The organism is cf. Phormidesmis sp. LEGE 11477 (assembly GCF_015207105.1).
In the GTDB taxonomy this organism is placed as follows: Bacteria; Cyanobacteriota; Cyanobacteriia; order Phormidesmidales; family Phormidesmidaceae; genus Phormidesmis.
In genome coordinates this window covers 13,800-33,425 of record NZ_JADEXO010000068.1, presented here as the reverse complement: position 1 = coordinate 33,425, position 19,626 = coordinate 13,800, and the positions used below count along the sequence as shown (strand labels likewise).

12 protein-coding genes are annotated in these 19,626 nt (G+C 50.5%); 9 read left to right on the top strand and 3 right to left on the bottom strand.

Translation table 11 applies throughout. The features are described 5' to 3' along the window. The coding region (locus tag IQ256_RS18030; RefSeq protein ID WP_228025033.1) for a hypothetical protein at positions 1 to 751 on the top strand (751 nt) is incomplete at its 5' end. Positions 752 to 820: 69 nt separating this feature from the next. Here the strand turns inward: IQ256_RS18030 and IQ256_RS18025 are convergent. Next, positions 821 to 1,777, bottom strand: a complete 957-nt coding sequence (locus IQ256_RS18025; protein ID WP_193856943.1) for a glycosyltransferase — start codon at positions 1,775 to 1,777, stop codon at positions 821 to 823. 583 nt (positions 1,778 to 2,360) lie between these two features. Between IQ256_RS18025 and IQ256_RS18020 the strand changes: the two genes are divergently transcribed. The 8 genes from IQ256_RS18020 to IQ256_RS17985 all read left to right on the top strand — a co-directional run bounded on the left by IQ256_RS18020 (position 2,361) and on the right by IQ256_RS17985 (position 12,495). Next, entirely contained in the window at positions 2,361 to 3,056 is a 696-nt protein-coding gene (locus IQ256_RS18020; protein WP_193856942.1) for an acylneuraminate cytidylyltransferase family protein, read from the top strand. Between the two features lie 17 nt (positions 3,057 to 3,073). Continuing rightward, positions 3,074 to 5,323 (top strand): N-acetylneuraminate synthase family protein, encoded by a 2,250-nt coding sequence (locus IQ256_RS18015; protein ID WP_193856941.1) that lies wholly within the window; start codon positions 3,074 to 3,076, stop codon positions 5,321 to 5,323. A gap of 35 nt (positions 5,324 to 5,358) precedes the next feature. Next, a complete protein-coding gene (locus IQ256_RS18010) occupies positions 5,359 to 6,834 on the top strand; it encodes a hypothetical protein (RefSeq protein WP_193856940.1) in 1,476 nt (491 codons plus the stop codon). Positions 6,835 to 6,864: 30 nt separating this feature from the next. Next, a complete protein-coding gene (locus IQ256_RS18005; RefSeq protein ID WP_193856939.1) occupies positions 6,865 to 8,013 on the top strand; it encodes a glycosyltransferase family 4 protein in 1,149 nt (382 codons plus the stop codon). 4 nt (positions 8,014 to 8,017) lie between these two features. After that, positions 8,018 to 9,124 (top strand): glycosyltransferase family 4 protein, encoded by a 1,107-nt coding sequence (locus IQ256_RS18000; RefSeq protein ID WP_228025029.1) that lies wholly within the window; start codon positions 8,018 to 8,020, stop codon positions 9,122 to 9,124. 57 nt (positions 9,125 to 9,181) lie between these two features. Next, a complete protein-coding gene (locus IQ256_RS17995; protein WP_193856938.1) occupies positions 9,182 to 9,991 on the top strand; it encodes a hypothetical protein in 810 nt (269 codons plus the stop codon). Positions 9,992 to 10,099: 108 nt separating this feature from the next. Continuing rightward, positions 10,100 to 10,939: a sulfotransferase domain-containing protein gene (locus IQ256_RS17990; RefSeq protein ID WP_193856937.1), complete on the top strand. Its 840-nt coding sequence runs from the start codon at positions 10,100 to 10,102 to the stop codon at positions 10,937 to 10,939. Between the two features lie 119 nt (positions 10,940 to 11,058). Then, entirely contained in the window at positions 11,059 to 12,495 is a 1,437-nt protein-coding gene (locus IQ256_RS17985; RefSeq protein ID WP_193856936.1) for a PepSY domain-containing protein, read from the top strand. A 60-nt stretch (positions 12,496 to 12,555) separates the two neighbouring features. On the opposite strand, the gene IQ256_RS17980 is transcribed toward IQ256_RS17985, so the two are convergent. Further along, on the bottom strand, positions 12,556 to 16,155 hold the full coding sequence (locus IQ256_RS17980) for a CHAT domain-containing protein (RefSeq protein WP_193856935.1): 3,600 nt from the start codon (positions 16,153 to 16,155) through the stop codon (positions 12,556 to 12,558). A gap of 52 nt (positions 16,156 to 16,207) precedes the next feature. Then, the gene (locus IQ256_RS17975; protein ID WP_193856934.1) at positions 16,208 to 19,579 is read right to left on the bottom strand and encodes a CHAT domain-containing protein; all 3,372 of its coding nucleotides are present in this window, start codon (positions 19,577 to 19,579) and stop codon (positions 16,208 to 16,210) included. Positions 19,580 to 19,626 lie beyond the last annotated feature (47 nt).

Sequence of the window (19,626 nt, the reverse complement as noted above, 5' to 3'; positions counted from 1 at the left end):
TCCCCAATCTTTTCTTCCTCTAAGATTTGTCGTGCCACGGCAAATGGAATTTCAGGGTAGAGCTGTGTTGACCGATCCTGACATTTTCGCCACTGCGGATGTCTGGGAGCTGTTAAGCCAAGATATGGGAAATAAGTCAGTTCTTAGCCATCGTTCTGGAGATGGCTATGGGTTCGACTCGAGCGTTATGCTCTTAGCTTGCGAAAAGCTGTCCCATTGGAATTGGGACGAGATGATGGAGTCTGTTTTCCAGAAGAAGCTTGACCTTCGAGACTTAATCCGGCTGCGCTTTGAATCTGACGAAGCTATCGGAGAGCTTGAAAGGGAGTGGAACGACCGCGACAGGCTAGATGAAGATACAAAGTTGCTCCACAATACCAAACAAAGGACGCAGCCTTGGAAAACCGGCTTACCCTTTAAGCCAGAAAATATGAGCAATTTTTATAAGAAGAAAGAAAAGACTCTGCTGAGAAAACTCTGGGAAGTCAGAAGCGAAGGCGCTTTAGCAATGCTAAAAGCTGCTAAGAATATCGTCACCATTGGAGAACCACGTGCGTACAACAAGCACCCTGACCCAAATCAGGAGGAGTTCTTTCTATCACTGCTCAGGGAAGCCCTGAGAGAAAAATTTATCGAGAAGAATCTTGTTCAATCTGAAATAGAGACAGGGCATATTCGGCAGGATATCTTTCAAGCCATCGACAGAGTTAATCGTTCACCAGTGGAGATCGTCGATAGCTTGAAGCGCTAAGCTTGCCAAAATTCTACTAAAGAGGAGAGCGATCGCTCTTAAGTTGTCGGCTGAGTGCTACCGCGCAGTCTACTGACGACTTGCCGATAGCCGCAGCTGGTCGATTAACTGCTGCGACTGATGCGGTAGCAGTAGAGCAGCTAGAATCTTCAAGATGAGAATTGAGGTCAGGCGAGGCTGCTGGATCGCTATCTGAGGGCTGTGAACCAATGATTGAAAGAGATAATGCAATGCTGACGCTCCCTTTGGCCGATGGAGCGATCCATGCATCGCTTTGAAGCTTAGATAGCGATAAAGCTGGCCAAGGCTCTGCTGCTTAAGCGGCTGCAGGTTGGGAGAAGCCTGTTCGTAAGCACGGTCAAGCACTGTGAGACACTCTTTCTCTTGAGCGGCAAGATTCGCCGACATCGAGCTGTCCAAAAGTCGATAGAGAACGCCCAAATGAGGTACCGCAACGAAGGGATAGTGCTTCGCGAGGCGCAGAAAAAAGTCCCAATCAGCCGCGCCTGATAGGGATAGATCAAACCCGCCTAGCTTCAGAAACGTCTGTCGGTGAATAGTCACATTTGAAGCACTTTCTAAGAAATTACGGAGCAGTAGCTTGGCGTAGACATCACCGCTGAAAGCAACCCGCTGAGCCTTCTCAATAAAGCGACCCTCTTGATCGATGTAGTCTGTCCAACTGTAGGCAACCGCAGTCTTAGGCGTACTCTCTAATGCTTCGAGTTGAAGCGCAAGTTTATCAGGCGTCCAGAGGTCATCTGCATCTATGAACGAGATGTACTTGCCCGATGCATGAGCAGCCCCGCGATTGCGAGATGTAGCTACGCCAGCATTGTGATAGGAAAAGACGCTAAGGCGGGGATCATCAAACTTAGAGACAACTTCTAGGGTTGTATCAGTAGAACCATCATCAACAACAACTAGCTCAAAATCCTGGGCAGTCTGTTGAAGAACTGATTCGATCGTTGCGTGAATTGTCTGTGCGCCATTATACACAGGGACAATTACTGAAGCTAAAGGCATAACCTTATCAATTCCTACAAAAGGTTAATCAATATTCTTAACCTTTTCCGATTACGGTCACTATGAGCTGGTGCGTAAACCGTATTTTTACCGAATGATAAATTTATCAAGAACCTAGCGGAAGTATACACGCAATAAAGATAGCTATGGTGTCATATACTATCAGCCGTGTCGCCAGTTCTCACATCCTTGACGACCGTAGTGAGCAGTTGCAGTGCAGTGTCAACCTTTTCAGTATAGATTTATACTTTTTGGATCTATGCCCTACTCGTTCTATGTCTGATTAGTCCATACAGTGTTAGTCCATACAGTGTGTTCCTTCGTAGCTATTACTTTCAGCTAGGCTTCTGGAGCAGTTTTTATGAGGTAGATATGTATCTAGCAACGTTCGAGGCACAACTCATCTGTAATTATGAACCGTTACACAAGCTAGTTAAGGCGATCGCGTCGTCTGGTCTAATTCTGGCTAGGTATTTCTAGGCGTTTGTGCCACCTTTGGCGTTGGCACTGGCGCTATCGCTAGCTATCGATGCTTTTATGATCAAGCGGATGATTGCTTAAGCTAACTCCTAAACATATTTACGTGGATAAACAATCGTCTACTTTAAACATCGCTGCGGTGATCCCGGCTAGGGGTAATTCTAAAGGAATCCCTCGCAAGAACGTGCGACCTATCGCGGGTTTGCCTTTGGTCGCTCACTCTATTTTGGACTGCCGCGAGTCGCAGCTAGTAGACCAGGTATTTGTCTCAACCGACGATCTTGAAATCGAGCGAGTTGCTGAGCAGTATGGGGCGACTGTCATTCAACGCCCAGCGGCGATCGCAGGTGATAATGCTTCTTCTGAATCCGCCCTTATTCACGCGCTTGAGGAAATTGAAGCCAAGCACTTTCAGCCCGATCTGATTGTCTTTTTGCAGTGTACTTCGCCGGTGCGAACTGGGGCTGATATTGATCAAGCTATCCGCCAGTTGCAAGCAACGGATGCGGATTCTCTACTCTCGGTATCGCCATCGCACCGCTTTTTGTGGCAGGCAAAGGAAGGTGAGGCAGTCTCAATTAACTATGACTATCGGCAAAGGCAGCGCCGTCAAGATTTAGCGCCTCAGTATGTTGAAAACGGCTCAATCTATATCTTTAAGCCTTGGGTATTGAAGACTTTAAAGAATCGATTAGGAGGCAAGATTTCTCTGTTCTGTATGGATGAAAAAGCAGCTTGGGAGATTGATTCTCTGCTGGATTGGAAGATTTTGGAATTGCTGTTGACTAGCGACAATTAGCGGAGATGCTTAGACGCATGATCATCGATAAAGATATCAAGAAGTACATTGTTTTTTCAGAAGACACCATTGTTAACGGACTGCAAAAGATTAGCGACAACAAAAGCAGAATTATCTTTTCAGTCACCGAATCCGGCATCCTCGAAGGTATTGTCACAGATGGCGATTTTCGCCGCTGGCTGGTGAATCAAACGGTGATTGATCTCAATCAGCCCGTTGCTAATGTCTCGAATAAGCATTTCAAGTACTGTTTTGCCGACGAAGAGCGTGACAAGATCCAAGCGAGCTTCTCCGATCAAGTTGAGTTTATCCCCCTTCTAGATCGAAACCACCGCTTGGTGGCGATCGCCCGCAGTCGTCCAGGCGGTATTCAGATCGGCGAGTTTGTAATTAACGCCCAATCACCTGCGTTTGTGATTGCTGAGATTGGTAACAACCATAACGGCAGTTTGGATAGAGCGAAATTTCTAATCGATGCGGCAGTTGCGGCCGGGGCCGACTGTGCCAAGTTTCAGATGCGGCACTTAGCCTCGCTCTACCGCAATGGCGGCGATCCCAAGGACGCTAGCGAAGATCTCGGATCGCAGTACACGCTAGATCTGCTAAACCGATTTCAGCTGAGTGCTGAAGAGATGTTTGAGGCGTTTGACTACTGCAAGCAGCAGGGTATTTTGCCGCTTTGTACGCCCTGGGATCAGGCAAGCTTGAAGCTGCTAGAGGGGTACGGAATGCCAGCTTATAAGGTCGCTTCTGCTGACCTGACCAACCACGATCTGCTCAGCGCGATCGTTAAAACGGGCAAGCCGCTGATCTGTTCGACTGGCATGTCTACCGAGACAGAGATTAGAGAAACGGTCAGCTTGCTTAAGTCGCTAGGCGGTCTGTACGTGCTGCTGCACTGCAACTCTACCTATCCAACCCCCTTCAAAGACGTTCAGCTCAACTATCTAGATCGGCTGAAAGAACTCGGAGACTGTCCAGTCGGATATTCCGGTCACGAGCGAGGGGTGCATGTGGCGATCGCAGCCGTTGCCAAAGGGGCCAAGGTGATTGAAAAGCACCTAACCGACGATAAAACATCCGAGGGCAACGACCACAAGGTCAGCTTGCTACCAGAAGAATTTAAGGAGCTGATGATCGGCATTCGCCAGGTTGAATCAGCCCTTGGTTCAGCCGAGACGCGCCAGATGACCCAAGGCGAGAGCATGAATCGCGAAACCTTGGCCAAGAGTTTGGTGACCAAATGCGATCTCGCGCCGGGTGATGTGATTACCGCTGAGATGATCGATGTTAGAAGTCCTGGTCAGGGGCTACAGCCCAATCGCAAGGCCGAACTCATCGGTCTACGGATCAAGCGGTCTCTACAGGCAGGAGACTTTTTCTTTCCGAGCGACCTGCAGCTTGAGCAGGTTCAGGCTCGCGCTTATCGTTTCCAACGGCCTTGGGGTATCCCCGTGCGCTATCACGACTTTGGTGCGATCGCCACAAAAACAAATCCATCCTTGCTAGAGTTTCACCTCAGCTACAAGGATATGGAAGAAGATCTCAGTCAGTACTTTAGCCACACCCACGATTTAGCACTAGTAGTTCACAGCCCCGAGCTGTTTGCTAATGACCATATTTTAGATCTGTGCTCAGAACAGGAACCCTACCGCCGTCAGTCAGTGGCGTACCTTCAGCAGGTGGTTGACATTACGCGAGGGCTCAAGCCGTTCTTTAAATCCACGCGACCGCTGATCGTGACTAACGTCGGCGGATTCACCACCGATGCGCCTCTATCAGAAGCGCAACGCCAAAAGCGCTACGATACCCTGGTTCAAAGCCTATCCGAAGTGAATGCAGCCGGGGTTGAAATCATTCCCCAAACGATGCCACCTTTTCCGTGGCATTTTGGCGGACAGCAGTACCATAATCTCTTTCTCGATCCGCAGGATATCGCCGATTTCTGCGAAGCAAATAGCTACCGCGTCTGCTTCGATGTCTCCCATTCAAAGCTTGCCTGCAACCATCAGGGCTGGTCATTTCAGGCGTTTGTCGAACAGGTCGCCCCTTACACTGCCCATCTGCACATCGCCGATGCCAAGGACGTAGATGGCGAAGGGCTGCCAATTGGAGAGGGTGAAATCGACTTTTTTGCCCTGTCGAAGACCCTTAACCAAATGGACTCAACAGCCTCGTTCATCCCTGAGATCTGGCAAGGACATAAGAATCAAGGAGAAGGATTCTGGATTGCCCTAGACAAACTAGAAACTCAATCTGAACTGTGATGTGACCCTTTAGAGCGAGTGAAATCTTTGCGACCGTGCTAGCCAACTTTAATTTTCCTAATCGCGGCGTTGCCGAAGCCTTTGCTAAAGCGCAGACTGTGCTGTACCAAGCTTCGCCTCATTTTCAACACTATTTCTACAGCCTTCAAAAGCACGTTAGCTTCGACGCTAGCCTTCAAGCTGAAGCCCTAGCATCGCCGTGGACGCCGACAGCAACGCTAGCTCGCGCTGCTCAATCGCTAGCCAAATTGGCTCCTAGGCGGCATTATCAAGTCGATGTGTTACTTTGCGGTATTTGGCTATGGGCACGACAGCAGGAAGATGAGCTGGTGGTGCGTCTGCTGCAAAATCTATTGAAACAAGGTGCTAGTGTGCTCTGTTTGCTACATGAGGGAACCAGCGATCACATCAAACAGCAGTTGCAATCAGCCGTTGAGCCAGCCGCTCTAAACAGACTTCATTTTCTCGATCCCGCTGGGCGCATTGGCCGCTTAGATGCCCGCTTTAGCCTGGGGACAGCTCGCCACCGGGCCTACGCTGATTTTAATCAAGCCCAGCAGCTGCTAGCACCCCACGGTATCCAAATTCAGGCCGATGCCCTGCCGGAGTTTGAATGGGCAGCGGCGCGGTTAATCGAGTGGGAAGCATGGGCTCCTTTTATTGAGTTTGAGACTGCCCTGGTACGATGTCACTGGCTGCCGCTGTGTAGCGCCGTTGCCCATACCGCCTTGGCGCGGCAGAAAAAAGTAGTAACGCTGCAGCAGGGAGTCATAGGCCATAGCTTAGATGTGCCGATTATGGCTCATCAGTACCTTTGCTTTGGGAGCAGCTCTAAGCAGATGTCTAGTCAGATGGAATCAGCCTTCGCTGAAGCCACTGGGCGGTACCCTGTGTGTGAAGACTATGTGCCTGTCGGCTCGCTTTTTGACCCCATACTGGACTTATCTGATAATTTTAGTCGGCGGACCTTGTTGGTATTAGACCAGTCTACGCGCTGGGCGAACCACCTATATGGACTAGAAGAGCAGACAGCGGCATTGACTAGGCTAATTACGTTGCTGTGTGAGGCGAGCGGGGTGCTACGCAAAGTTGTCATTCGGCCTCATCCGGCCTCGGTAGATAGTCAGCAGTGGCAGCGGCTAGCGGCTCGGTTTCCTGAACAATGTGAGATTTCATCGCCGACTCAGAGCCTGGCCGATGATTTTGGCCGAGCTGCGATCGCCGTCAGCCTTTTTAGTGGCGCGTCGGTGACTGCCGCAGCCAGTGGACTGCCTTCCTTTTTTCTTAAAACGCCTAATGGCTACTACACCCAAGATCTTGCCTGCTGTGACGATCAGTTTCTCGATGTTGAATCACTGCATCAGACCATCGAGCAGCTCTGCGCCGATGAGACGGTCTATCGACGCTGGCAGCAGCGCTGCCGCCAGAACGCAAGTGCCTACTATGATAAGAACCAGGTCTGTCAGTTTGAACCTGAGCTGATGCAAAAAATTCTACCAAAGGCGAGCTGATCGTGAGACGAGGAATATGAGATTAGGCATATGAGACTAGGAATCTATTCAACCGTCAATGGCCTACCCTGGGGAGCTTCCGAATATCTCTGGTCACAGACAGCTTTGAGGCTACAGCAGCAGGGTCACACTATTGGCGTCAACTACCAATGGTTTCCTGACACGCCGCCGCCGCTCGCTAAGATTCAGGCGCAGGGCGGCTCTATCTTTTGGCGCAATCGGCCCGGCCCGGAACCGATCCGGTTATCCAGACGATTTACCGACAAAGTGCTGCAGTTTGGACAGCGCTATCACGACCTATGGCTGCGTCAGTTCGCGCCAGATTTCGTGCTGATTTCAATTAGTTATCACACCGATGACGTCAGTATCGCTAATGCCTGCTTGCGCTACGGTATTCCGTTTGCCACGCTGCTACACTGCGCTAGCACCGCCGACTGGATCACCACTCGCCATCTTGAGACCTGTCGCAATGCCTACACTCAGGCTAACCGCAGCTTTTTTGTCTCAAAGGCCAATCACGCCATTATGGAACGACTGCTAGCAGCCAAAATTCCGCAGGCTAGGACCGTTCACAATCCCCTCAAAGTAGCGGCCTCACCCTTACCCTGGTCCGAGCCTGACCCGGTTTGGCAGCTCGCCTGCGTCGGCAGAATTCACTTTCGATCCAAAGGGCAAGATTTAGTCTTGCAGGTGCTGCGTCAACAGCAGTGGCGCGATCGCCCCCTTAGGGTTGTCTTCTGGGGCAAGGATCAGGGCAATCAACGCCAGCTCGAGGATCTTGCCAACTGGTATGGCGTTCGTCACCAAATCCAGTTTGGCGGGTATGTTCAATCGCCTGCCGATATCTGGGCGCAAAGTCACGGTCTGCTGTTGCCGTCGCGTTTTGAAGGGATGCCAATAGTCACGGCTGAGGCGATGCTATGTGGCCGCATCACGATTGTGACCGACTGTGGTTGTAATTCAGAGTGGGTCGACGAGGGCGAAACTGGATTTTTAGCGGCGGCACCGACGGTAGATGATCTAGACGCTGCGCTAGAGCGAGCTTGGCAGCATCGACAGGACTGGCAGGCCATGGGAATGCTGGCAGCTAAACGACTACGGCAACACTATAGTCCTGACCCTATCGCTGAATTCATTATCGAGCTAGATAAACTCTATCCCCTAAAGCCATCACCCTAAAACTATGAGAATTGGATTCTACTCAGCGATAACGGGCATTCCCTGGGGAGCCAGTGAATATCTCTGGTCAGCGGCGGCTCAGCTGCTCCAGCAAAGAGGTCATACTATCGGCATCAACTTTCAGCGGCAGTGGCGATGTCCTGCGCCGCTAGCAGACTTGCGATCGCGCGGCAGCAATATCTTTTGGCGCTACGGTCCGATCGATCAGGTACGCAACAAGCTAACAGGCGAACTGCCTTGGCAAAAGCGTCATCAGCAGTGGCTGCAGCAATTTTCACCCGACTTCTTTTTAATCTCTGTAGGCTCTCACACCGACGATGTCAGTATCGGCAGCGTTGCCGGTCAAATGGGCATTCCATTCGCCACCCTGGTTCACTCCGTCAGTACGTGCGACTGGATTGAGGGCGAGGCATTAGAGCGCTACCGGCAGACCTATCAAAACGCACAGCAGTGTTATTTCGTCTCACAAGAAAATTGCGACCTCTTAGAAGTTCACCTGGCCGTTGCCCTACCGCAGGCCCAGGTGGTAGAAAATCCTCTCAAGGTTAGCCCAGCTGAGCCGCTACCTTGGCCTGACTCGTCCCAGCCTTGGCGCTTGGCCTGCGTGGCTCGGCTGGGCTGCTGGCAAAAAGGGCAGGATCTGATTTTGGAAGTGTTGAAACAGCCTCAGTGGCATGGTCGCGCTATCGAAGTCACCTTTTGGGGTCAAGATCATGGCAATCAACGCCAGCTAGAAGATCTCATTGCGCTGTATGGACTACAGTCTCAGGTGCGCTTTGGCGGCTTTGCGTCTCCCCTGGAAATCTGGCGTCATAGTCACGGTCTGCTTTTACCCTCTCGCTATGAAGGGATGCCAATGGTAACCGCTGAAGCCATGATGTGCGGACGCATGGCAATTGTGACCGACTGTGGCCGCAATCCTGAATGGGTTGATGAAGGAGACACCGGATTTTTGGCGACTCCAACAGTTGCCTCACTTACCAAGGCGCTAGAGAGAGCCTGGTCTCGTCGGCATGATTGGCAGGCAATGGGGGCGTTAGCGGCTCAGCGTATTCGTGAACGCTACAGCCCTGATCCGGTGACAGCGTTTGCCGACAAGCTTGAGAGCTAAGTCTGTTGTCTCATAAGTTCGACTGTTGTAAAACTCTAGAGGTAGAAAACTAACGGTATGCTAGCCCTCTTTCAAGGTTCGCTCGACACTCTGTTGAAGCGGCCTAGGTTTCAACCCTCGCTCGGCCAAGTTGCGATGCTGCATTACGGACGCTGCGGTAGCTCGGTCCTCTGTGATTTGCTCGGGCAGCACCCCGATATTTTTTGGGATGCGGAAGTCTTTGAGCGGATGTTTCGCAAACAGTTGCGCGAGGCTCGCTTCATCCGCGATCCAATGCTGCTACTGCGCCTGCGGATGGCGCTTGCAGGTAAGCGCTACTACGGTTTTGAAACTAAATGTCACCCAGCCTATCACCTGAGCGCCCCGGTGCTAAACACAAGCAGCTCAAGCTACATCGCTAGTCTAAAGCAAATGGGTTATGGCTACTTCATTATTCTCAAGCGGCAAAACTATCTCAGGCAGCAGGTTTCTGAAGAGGTAGGGCGACAAAAAGGGGGGGTATGGCATCAGCCCGCAGGCGCTGCGGCTTTACTACAGCAAGTCACGATTGACATAGACTGCGTCCGTTTTGGGGGATATCGCGTTGCTCTATTGGACAGCTTTATCGAGCGCGATCGCAGATATGCCGAATTAGCCTCTCTACTTACTGCCGAGCGGACGCTGTGGTTGACCTATGAAGACCACATACTCCCTGACCCTGTCAAAGGGTATCAGCAAGCGTGCGAATTTGTTGGAATTACGCCCCGCGAAGTCACAATTGAATGCAGTCGAACAAACCCCTTTCCTCTCAAGGACATTATCCAAAATTTTGCCGAAGTCGAAGCCCATCTTCAGAACACCGACTACGAATGGATGCTACACAGCTAGGCGCTCAGGTAGCGGTCTAAAGTATCAGTGCGATGATTAGACCACGACCCTTATCTGATTCTCGTAGATATGTAAACTCGTATTAACGAAATAGGTTCGAGAGTAACTGTGACTCAACTGCCAAACTTTCTGATCATTGGTGCGCCAAAGGCAGGATCGACAAGCCTCTGGAACGAGCTGCGTCAGCATCCTGATATCTTTTTAACCAGCGTTAAAGAGCCTAACTTCTTCTGCTCGAATAGCGCCAACTATCAAAACTGGTCGTGGTATACCTCTTTGTTTAGAGGCAGCGTCGGAAAAACGGCGATAGGGGAAGCAAGTGTTGCCTATTCGCTTGTCGAACGAAATCCAACAACGCCAGCATTGATTGCTCAGCATCTACCCCATGTCCGCTTGATCTATATTGTGCGGCATCCCCTACGTCGCATTGAGTCTGCCTGGCTGCATCATATTAGCAAGAGAAACCCGGTTCCGAGAGACTTTAGTCAGGCAGTGCGAGAGTTTCACCCTTTAATTGAAGGCACGCTGTACAGCCGCAATCTGGAAGAATATCGCCAATACTTTCCCGATCAGCAAATCCTGGTGCTGTTTTTAGAAGATTTTCAAGCAGACTCTCAACAAGTGCTAGAGCAGTGCGATCGCTTTTTAGGCGTTGATCCCACTGCGCGGGTATCTCGTGCAGCGACGCCTCAAAACGTCTCTGCTCAAAGATATATCGAGAGTGAACGGCTTAAAAAGCTGAGTCGTCTACCGGGGGCAAAACTGGTTGATAGAGCTACGCCAGCTTGGCTGAAGCGCTTGATTCAGAAAATGGGAACTCCCCTGCCGCCTCGCCCTCAGTGGGATGCTAGCACGCGGCAGTGGGCACTTGACCAAGTTGGGTCAGACGCTTGCTCTATCCTTGCCTATGCTAAGAAATCACCCAATTTCTGGAATCTCGATAGATAGTGTTAACCCTTCTAAATGAATTTTTCAGCTTTGACTGGGCGTCTTTTGACACCTGCGATCGCCCCGAACATACTCAAAGGCAATTCTGTTTTTACTTTCATCACAGAAAAGCCATAGGCATGAGCGTTTCTTCTCCGAATGCAGTCAATACACATACAGAGCCTTCCGCGCTAAATCGCTTTTATCAAACGGTCTGGCGCTGGCACTTCTACGCTGGTCTATTTGTGGTTCCATTCATGCTAGTGCTGGGCGCAACCGGCATTATCTATCTGTTCAAACCACAGCTAGACAGCGCAATGTATCCCAATCTCCTATTTGTGCAGCCGGGTGGTTCTATGCTGCCGTACGCTGAACAAGTTCAAACCGCTCAGGCTGCCTATCCAGAAGCAACGGTCACTAAATTCATTCCCAATCCCGCAGAAAATCGCAGCGCCGAAGTATTTGTTACGCAACCAACCGGACAAAAGCTAGAAGTCTTCGTCAATCCTTATGCAGGTAATGTATTGGGTATTCGAGACGAAGAGCGAAACTTGCAGGCGATCGCCCGAAAAATTCACGGTGACTTGCTCATTGGCAACTGGGGAGACTACCTGATCGAGCTTGCCGCTTGCTGGGCCTTGGTTCTGCTGATCTCTGGTGTATACATGTGGTTGCCGCGCCAAAAAGCCTCCCTGATAGGCACTTTCATCCCACGTCTATGGAGTAAGAATAAACGCATCTTCTGGCGCGATCTTCATGCAGTCTCAGGATTCTATGGCGTACTCCTAATTGGCTTTCTATTGCTCACGGGACTGCCCTGGACAGGTTTTTGGGGAGACACCTTCGCGCAAGTATGGAGCCGATTTCCTGACAAAATGTGGGATAACGTACCGCAGTCTACAGTCCTAACCGGTTCTCTCAATGACCGAGGCGATCTTTTTGTACCTTGGGCCGCAGAGCAGATGCCAATGCCGCTGTCTTCACCTGCGCTTACTAGTCAAAAGGCAACGTTGGTTGTAGAGGGTACAAGTGCCGTCGATAGCGCCTCTACTGTTTTCAACCAAGTGGTCGATACCGCGATCGCCAAAGGCGCGCCTCCTGGATTCAACATTGCCTTTCCCGAAGATGAAACTGGCGTATACACCGCCTCCGCCTTTCCAAACGATCCTAGGCAAGAGGTGACGATGCACATGGATCAATACAGCGGCGAACTCTTGGCAAGCGTCGGCTGGCCAGACTATGGCCTAGTGCCCAGGGCCGTCGAGCTAGGCATTTCTATCCATATGGGCAAATTCTTTGGTCTACCCAATCAGCTTTTAATGCTATTTGCCGCCTTAATCACCATTTTGCTTTCTATCACAGGTACCGTTTTGTGGTGGCGCAGAAGACCGCAAGGACTAGGACTGATCGGCGCACCACCGATGCCACGCTATCAACAACAGTGGCGCTTTCCTCTGTTATTGATCGCTGCCCTAGGATTTCTCTTTCCGCTAGTTGGCCTGTCGTTAGTGGTCGTTTTGGCTTTTGATTTCTTCTTGCGATCGCGCATTCCCTTCCTCAGAAAGATACTGGGCTAGCTGCTAATGCCTTGACTAGCTTGGACGAGTGGATATTTTCAGCCATTAGCGCTACTAAATTTACTCGATCGCCCGCCAATCACCTGAGAAGATAAAAGAAGACCAGTAGTACGGATGCGCGTAAGTGCCCGTATTTAGAAGCGCTAGCTGCGCGTTTCGTAGGGCTTCGCTGCGGCCTTGGCCCTTGTTCATCAGATTCTCGTAGTAGACTTGCATCAGCTCGCTAGTGCCGATGTCATCGACTTGCCACAGGCTCATTAGCTGACTTTCGGCCCCGGCGATCGAAAATGCCCGTCTCAGGCCATACACGCCTTCTCCGTCGCTAGTCGCACCTAATCCAGTTTCGCAGGCGCTAAGAACGACTAGCTGGGTTCCTTGCAGATTGAGATTAGACGCTTCGAGGGCGGTGAAGATGCCGTCTTCGGTTACATTACTGCCGCCGCTGCTGCGAACGTTCACCCCCGCTAAGGCTAGGCCAGAGCGCAGCAGAGGATTCTCGATCTCATAATCATTGGGGATAAGCGCCGCTTCGAGCCCAGTATCGACCACCTCTAGGCTGGCACCTGGATTGCCGCGACTGTTGGCATCGCTGGTCGCATCGAATGTCGTATCTGAAAGGAAAAATCCATGAGTGGCGATGTGGAGAATGCTAGGGGCGACTAGCTGCTTCAGCTGGCTTTCGGTAGCCTGGCGCTGCGTGAGAATAGTGGCATTGGGGAGGAGAGGGGCGATCGCACGCGCTTCTTCAGCCGTTCCGGGTAGCGCAGAAAAGATCAAACCCTCTACATCCGCTGAGCGCTGATTAGCTACTTGTGTAGTGATTGTACTTGCTTCTGTTGTATTGGCTTCTGTTGTATTGGCTTCTGTCGTACTTTCTACGGAGCTGGCATAGTCTGGGTTAGCGATGATGACGGGCAAACGGGCGCTAGCTGTTGATAATTGCAGCTTTAGCAAATCGCGGCCTGAGGTAAGGTAGCTGATTTGATAAGATTCAATTAGATAGCGATCTTGCTCATCAACCAGCGCATCAAAAGGCATCACGTTGAGCTGCCCGTCAGGAGAAATGATTAAGTGTGTTTTCTCTCCTAACAGAGGTCTAATCGGAGCCATCAAAGTTTTGTCTAGCTGTCTAGAAATTGTTTGAATCCGAGAGGAGCGTGCCCTTAGCGCCTGCCTGTATTCGGCAATTTGCTGATCGATGGCCGCCCGCTCACCTAGATCTACGGCCTGTATCGCTCCAGATCGCGTTAGTACATAGGCCGCGTAGCGAACCGGGTCTCTATCGCGTCTTAAAAACCCATCTAGATTGTAGGGCTGGTAGCTAACTAGCTCTATCAAAGCTGCATTGGCAGGAATTAGACTACGAACGGCTTCTACAGAGCTGACTTTCATCTGAGCAACAGCTTGGGCCTGAGCAGAACTATTTTCTACTCTGCTAAGGCTGATGTTCAAGTTTGTGAGCCTAGTTTCTAGCGCTTGCTTTTCTTTGGCATCGGCATCTGTCTGACTATTAGCAGCGGCTCCAAAGTAGAGATTAGCAAGCTGGGTATTAATCTCTCTAATCTCTGCTAGAGTTGCTAAATCTGCCTCGATTTCGGCCTCTGATGTGCCCCTAGCCGAGTGCAGGACTAAGCCGTCTAAGACTCTGCCTTTTCGCCGCAGAATATTTAACAGCGAAAGTCTAGCCGCTGTGTCGTTTGCAGGTAGTTTATTCAGATGGGCGGTAATAGCAGCGTTTGTCTGATTCGCGCTCACGGCTGAATCAAGTCTTAACAGCACTTCTACCTGCCCAAACGAGTAGAGCAGTTCGGAGGTTTCTTCTTCTCTAAGCGTACTCAACTGCTCTAGGTAGTATACTGCCCGATCGATATCGCCTTTGTTCCAGTTTAGCTGAAACAGTCTGTTGGTAATATCCTCTAAGTTGTCGATAAAGTACGAATCTTCTTCTTCTTCGATATTTACCTCGGCGCTGTTGTGCAAAAAAAGAGCATCTTCGTACGCCGAGATGATTGAGTTGGGGTCTATGTCTGTTTGATCTTGATAGGTTCTTCTTGCCTGCTTGAGCGTATCGTTAATAGAATAAAGCAGATCTCTTTTTCCGGCATTGTCTTTTAGGTCGGCGCTTTGACGGTAGTAGCGTAGGGCCTGATCGTATTCACCGCGATCGCCATACGATATCCCTAGCAGCATCAGCACATACGATTCATAGCGCGTGTCAGACATCCTGCGGTTGAGATCTAAGCTCTGCTGATAAGACTCTGTAGCTTTCTCGTAGTTCTTGACAGTGTTGTACGTAAAGCCCATTCGTCTGTGCAACCGTTCGGCGCTGTGCAGGTCTGCTAGCGATCGCGCGATCGCCAAACTCTGATCAAAGTAATCAAGCGCTGCTGAATGATCTTCTAGCGTCCGATAAGCGACCCCGATATACTCTAGGGTAAGTGCCTGTCCTTCCGTATTTTCAAGCGTTTTTTCTATCGCTAAGCTCTGTTGGTAGTAGTCTATTGCCGCCTGATAGTTCTCTAGTGATTCAGATGAAAGACCGACGTTTCTAAGCGCGATCGCCTCACTGCTTTTCCTATCGATTTCACGGTAGAGCGCCAGACTTTCAAGATAAGTGTCAATAGCGCTTTCGTGTTTACCTAGAGCCGCCTGAATGTTTCCAACAGATAGACCAAAGTCGGCTTCTGATTGCCTGTCTTCCAGACTTTTGGCTTTGTTCAATCCCCATGTGTAGTAGGTGATCGCATCTTCGTAGCGATTTACAGACTTACTCGTATCGCCCATTAGCCGGAGGATGTCTAATTCTTTATCGGCGTCGTTTATCTGTTGGGCGATCGCGAGCCCTTGCTCATAGATTGCGATCGCATCTTCGTAGCGCTCTAGCTGGAAGAGGGCTGCGCCTACCCGCTTGGTCGCAGTGAATATAGTAACCGGGTTACCTAGCGCTTCTCTAATCGCTAGCTCACGCTGATAAGTCTCTAACGCCTGTGTGTAGTCTTCCCACTGATACTGTACGTATCCTACGTTTGCTAGCGATCTAGCCTGACCCATCTTGTAGTCAATGTCCTGGCTAAGCGCTAGGCTTTGGGTGTAGTACGAGAGTGCTTCTGACAGATTGTTTTGGGTGACTTGCAGACTGCCCAAGTGGTCTAGATTATCCGCTTCGCCCTGACAATTGGCAATGCTGCGGTTAATAGCAAGACTTTCTTCTAACGCCGCCAGCGCTTCTACAGGCTTGTTTTGAAAGGCGTAGGTAATGCCGATGCCGTCTAGGGCGTTGGCAATCTCTTCTTGTTGGTTAAGGCGGCGAGCGATCGCCAAACTTTCTTCATGCCGCTGTATGGCCTCGGGATACTGGCGCAAGTAGCTGTGGGTGATCGCAATCCGATTAAGAACGATGGCTTCTTCTTCTTGCTCTCCGCTGGCTCGATACGCCGCTAGCGCCCTCTCCCAGATTTGAATGCTCGCTTCATATTGACCTAGGGCTAGCGCGTCTTCCCCTGCCTGAAACTGAGCGTCTGCGCTGGACTGGCTGACTAGCCCAGCGACTACGGTTGAATGACTTTCACTAAAACTACGAAGCTCGGCGGTTGCAGGCGTCACGCAGAGCGCTAGAGTGAGCGAAGTAGCAAACAGGAAAACTAGCTTTTGATTCGACATGATCGCGTCAGGGGCTGCCGCAGAATATTTTTCTTCTGCACGTGCGCCTATTCTATAACGGTCGCCAATTACCAGAAAAGATAAACGAAGACCAATAGTAAGGATGCTGATATGTCCCTGTCTCTAACAGCGCTAGCTGCGCGTTTCTCAGCGCCTCGCTGCGGCCCTGCTTTTTCTCTATCAGATTTTGATAGTAAAGCTGCATCAGCTCGCTAGTGCCCAGATCATCTACTTGCCAAAGGCTCATTAGCTGGCTTTCGGCCCCCGCGATCGCAAAGGCGCGTCTTAGTCCATACACCCCATCCTCATCGCTGATGGTGCCAACTCCGGTTTCGCAGGCGCTGAGCACCACTAGCTGCGTCCCCTGTAAGTCCAAGTTGGCGGCTTCTAAAGCGGTGAAAATTCCATCTTCTGTGATGCGATCGCCCCCACTGCTCCTTCCATTCACGCCCGCCAGCGCCAGCCCAGATCGCAGCAAAGCTTCTTCCGTGGCGATCTCTATCGGCAGCAGATTGCTTTCTACCGTACCCAAAGCGGTATCTACTACGCTAAAGCTAGCGCCTAGTCCACTGCGGCTGCCGTCACTAGCAGCAGAGACTGTATCAGGAAGAAAAAAACCGTGAGTGGCGATATGCAAAATGCTAGGCGAGTCGATTTGTTTAAGATTGCTTTCGGTGGCCTGCTGCTGGGTGAGTAGCTTCGCATCTGGAAGTAGGGTTGAGATCGCCTCCGCTTCTGTTGCGGTTCCCGGCAGTGCGGAAAATCTGAGTGAGTTGGTTGCGATCGCCCGGCGATTGTTGTCACTTTCCATAGCGATATCGGCGGCACTACTGCCGTAGTCAGGATTAGCGATAATAACAGGCGGCTGCTGACTAGGCTGGCTAGTGCCAAAACTCATCAGGTCTCGGCTAGAGGCTAAATAGCTGACTTGATAAGACTCGATTAGGTACTTATCCTGTTCGCTTACCAGGGCATCAAAGGGAATGACGTTGAGCTGGTCGTCTGGAGAGATCAGCAGATGCGTTTTATCACCAACCAAGGGGCGCACCGGAGCCATGATCAGCTCGTCTAGCCGTCTAGAAATATCGTTTATATTTGCCGCCCTACTTTTTAAGGCATTCCGATAGCGCCCTACCTGCTGGTTAATAGTTTCAACTTCTCCTAAATCTACCGCTCGAATATCACCGTTTCGCGTCAGCACATAGGCCGCATACCGAGGATCGCTGAGCCCATCAAAAATTTCAAAGGGTCTAAAGGGCTGGTAGGTCACTAGCTCTACGACTGCTGCGTTCTCAGGAATCAAACGGCTAATCGACTTAGTAGAGGTCAGCTCTAATTGTTCTGTCGAATCCTCTGCCAAAAACTCTTCTAACGTGGCGGCGCTACTATCGATCGCCTGTAGTTCTTCTTTAATTTCTGAGGCTCTTGCCGTTAGCGCTGCTTCTCTAGCGGCGTAGCTGTCGTCCAAAGGACTGCTGACACTATCAAAGTAAAGATTTGATAGCATCGTATCGGTCTCTACCAGCTCTAGTGCCAGCTCTCTGGCGGCAGAATCTGCCTGAAACAGATACCGCTGTGAGTATCGAATTAGTCCTTCTAGCAGTCTGCCTTTACGCCGGAAAATGTTTAGCAGAGAAAGTTCTGCTGCCGCTTCAGTATCGTTTTCTATCAGCGCGGTGATCGGCGCATTCAGCTCATAGTCGCTAAAAGAGAAAAATACCTGAGTAAGTTCAATATTTAGTAAGTCTAGCAACGAGAAGCTGCTGGCTGTCTCTTTTTCTCTGATCGCGCTGTCCTTTGCCAGAAAAGACATCGCTCGATCAAAGTCTCCTATTTCCCAGTACAGTCGAAACAGCGGCTGGACAACCGATCGCTTGCCGACAGTGGTGGTCACACTATCAGTCTTTTGAGAGTCTGCGCCATCGCCTGCTTCCGAACGGCTGTCTGTAAAATCAGCTTCTACGCCAGTCGCTTCATATATTGCCAATCCTCTTTCGAGCAAATCTATGAGTTCTTTAGCAGTTTCAACATCTAGGCCGTCGCTAGGGCTGTCATCGGAATCAAAAAAATCATCGAATGCTGACTCTAGCACTGCACTCAGCGCTAGCTCTTGCGCCTGGTCTAGCGTTTTTTGTAGTGGGTAGAGTACTTTCTTTTTTTGTGAGGGCTGCCATCGGGCTGCGCTTTTCTCATAGTAGCTGATGGCTTCAGTGTAGTCGCCTGTCTCTCCAAAGGCAGTGCCTAGTAGCATTAGAGCTTGCGCCTCAGTATTGGGCTCGTTAGAAGAAGATTCAGAGGAGTGGACGGCCTTCAAACTTTTGTTGTATAAGTCTATTGCCTGCTCGTAGGCTCCCATATCGCTGTAGACAGACCCTATCAGCAGAAGAGTCTGAGCCTCTCCTTTGTTTGTAGATTTTCTTACTTGTAGACTTTTCTGGTAGCTATCAATCGCGTTAGAGTATTCTCCTAACTTAGTATAGGCAGCGCCGATGCGCTCGAATATATTGGCCCGATCGCCTTCGTTATCGAAGTGCCTATCCGTCTTCAGACTATACTGATAGGCTTCGATTGCAGCTTCGTATTGCTGTAGATTTGTATAGGCATCACCCAGTTTTTCCAAAGCTTGAAAGATAGCAATAGGACTATCTAGCTGACTGACGATCACTACGCTGCGCTGCGCGTAGGCTAATGCTAGCTCATACTCTTTTTCGTCTTGGAATGTTGGTCTGTAGCTGATGAGTATCTGAAATTCGCTTTCGAGATCGTTGGTTTCTCTGGCGATCGCTAAGCTATCGGTGTGATAGGACAGCGCTACCAGGTCTTCTTGCTGCTGAGAGTACAAGATACTGAGGTGAAGTAGATTCTTAGCTTCCTCCTTTTGATTGCCGAGGCTGCGGTTGATTGTAAGGCTTTCCTCAAGTGCGACCTGAGAGGCTTCGTACTGATGTTGAAGAGCGTTAGTGATGCCGATGCCGTCTAGGGCGATCGCACGTCTCTGCGAGTCATCAATCCTTCGGGCAATCTCTAAACTCTGCTGATAATAGTCTAACGATTCAGCATATTGCTCGGCAGCTCGGTACGAAGTGGCAATCTGGTTCAACATTGTTGCAACCTGGGCCAGGTCGTCCGCTTCTTGGAAAATGTCAGCGGCCTGTTGCCAGTACTGTCGGCTGGCTTGATATGCTCCTCGGCGGTATGCAGATTTGCCTTGACGGACTAAGCGATCGGCACCTTCTTCGGTGGTTAATGCCTGGCTAATTATTGGCTGCTCTAGCCCTGTATTCCAATTGGATTGTTCGATTGGGGTTGCGATCGCAGCCGCTGTCCATCCTGCCGTCAGCACAGACACACTAACTGACGAAGCCAGCAGCATTAGTTTTTGACTTAGTGACGTCTTCAGCAGATTCTTCAAAACAGTAGTCATGGATGGAGAGCGAAATATGCACATAGTGCCCGGAACAGCGGCTCAAG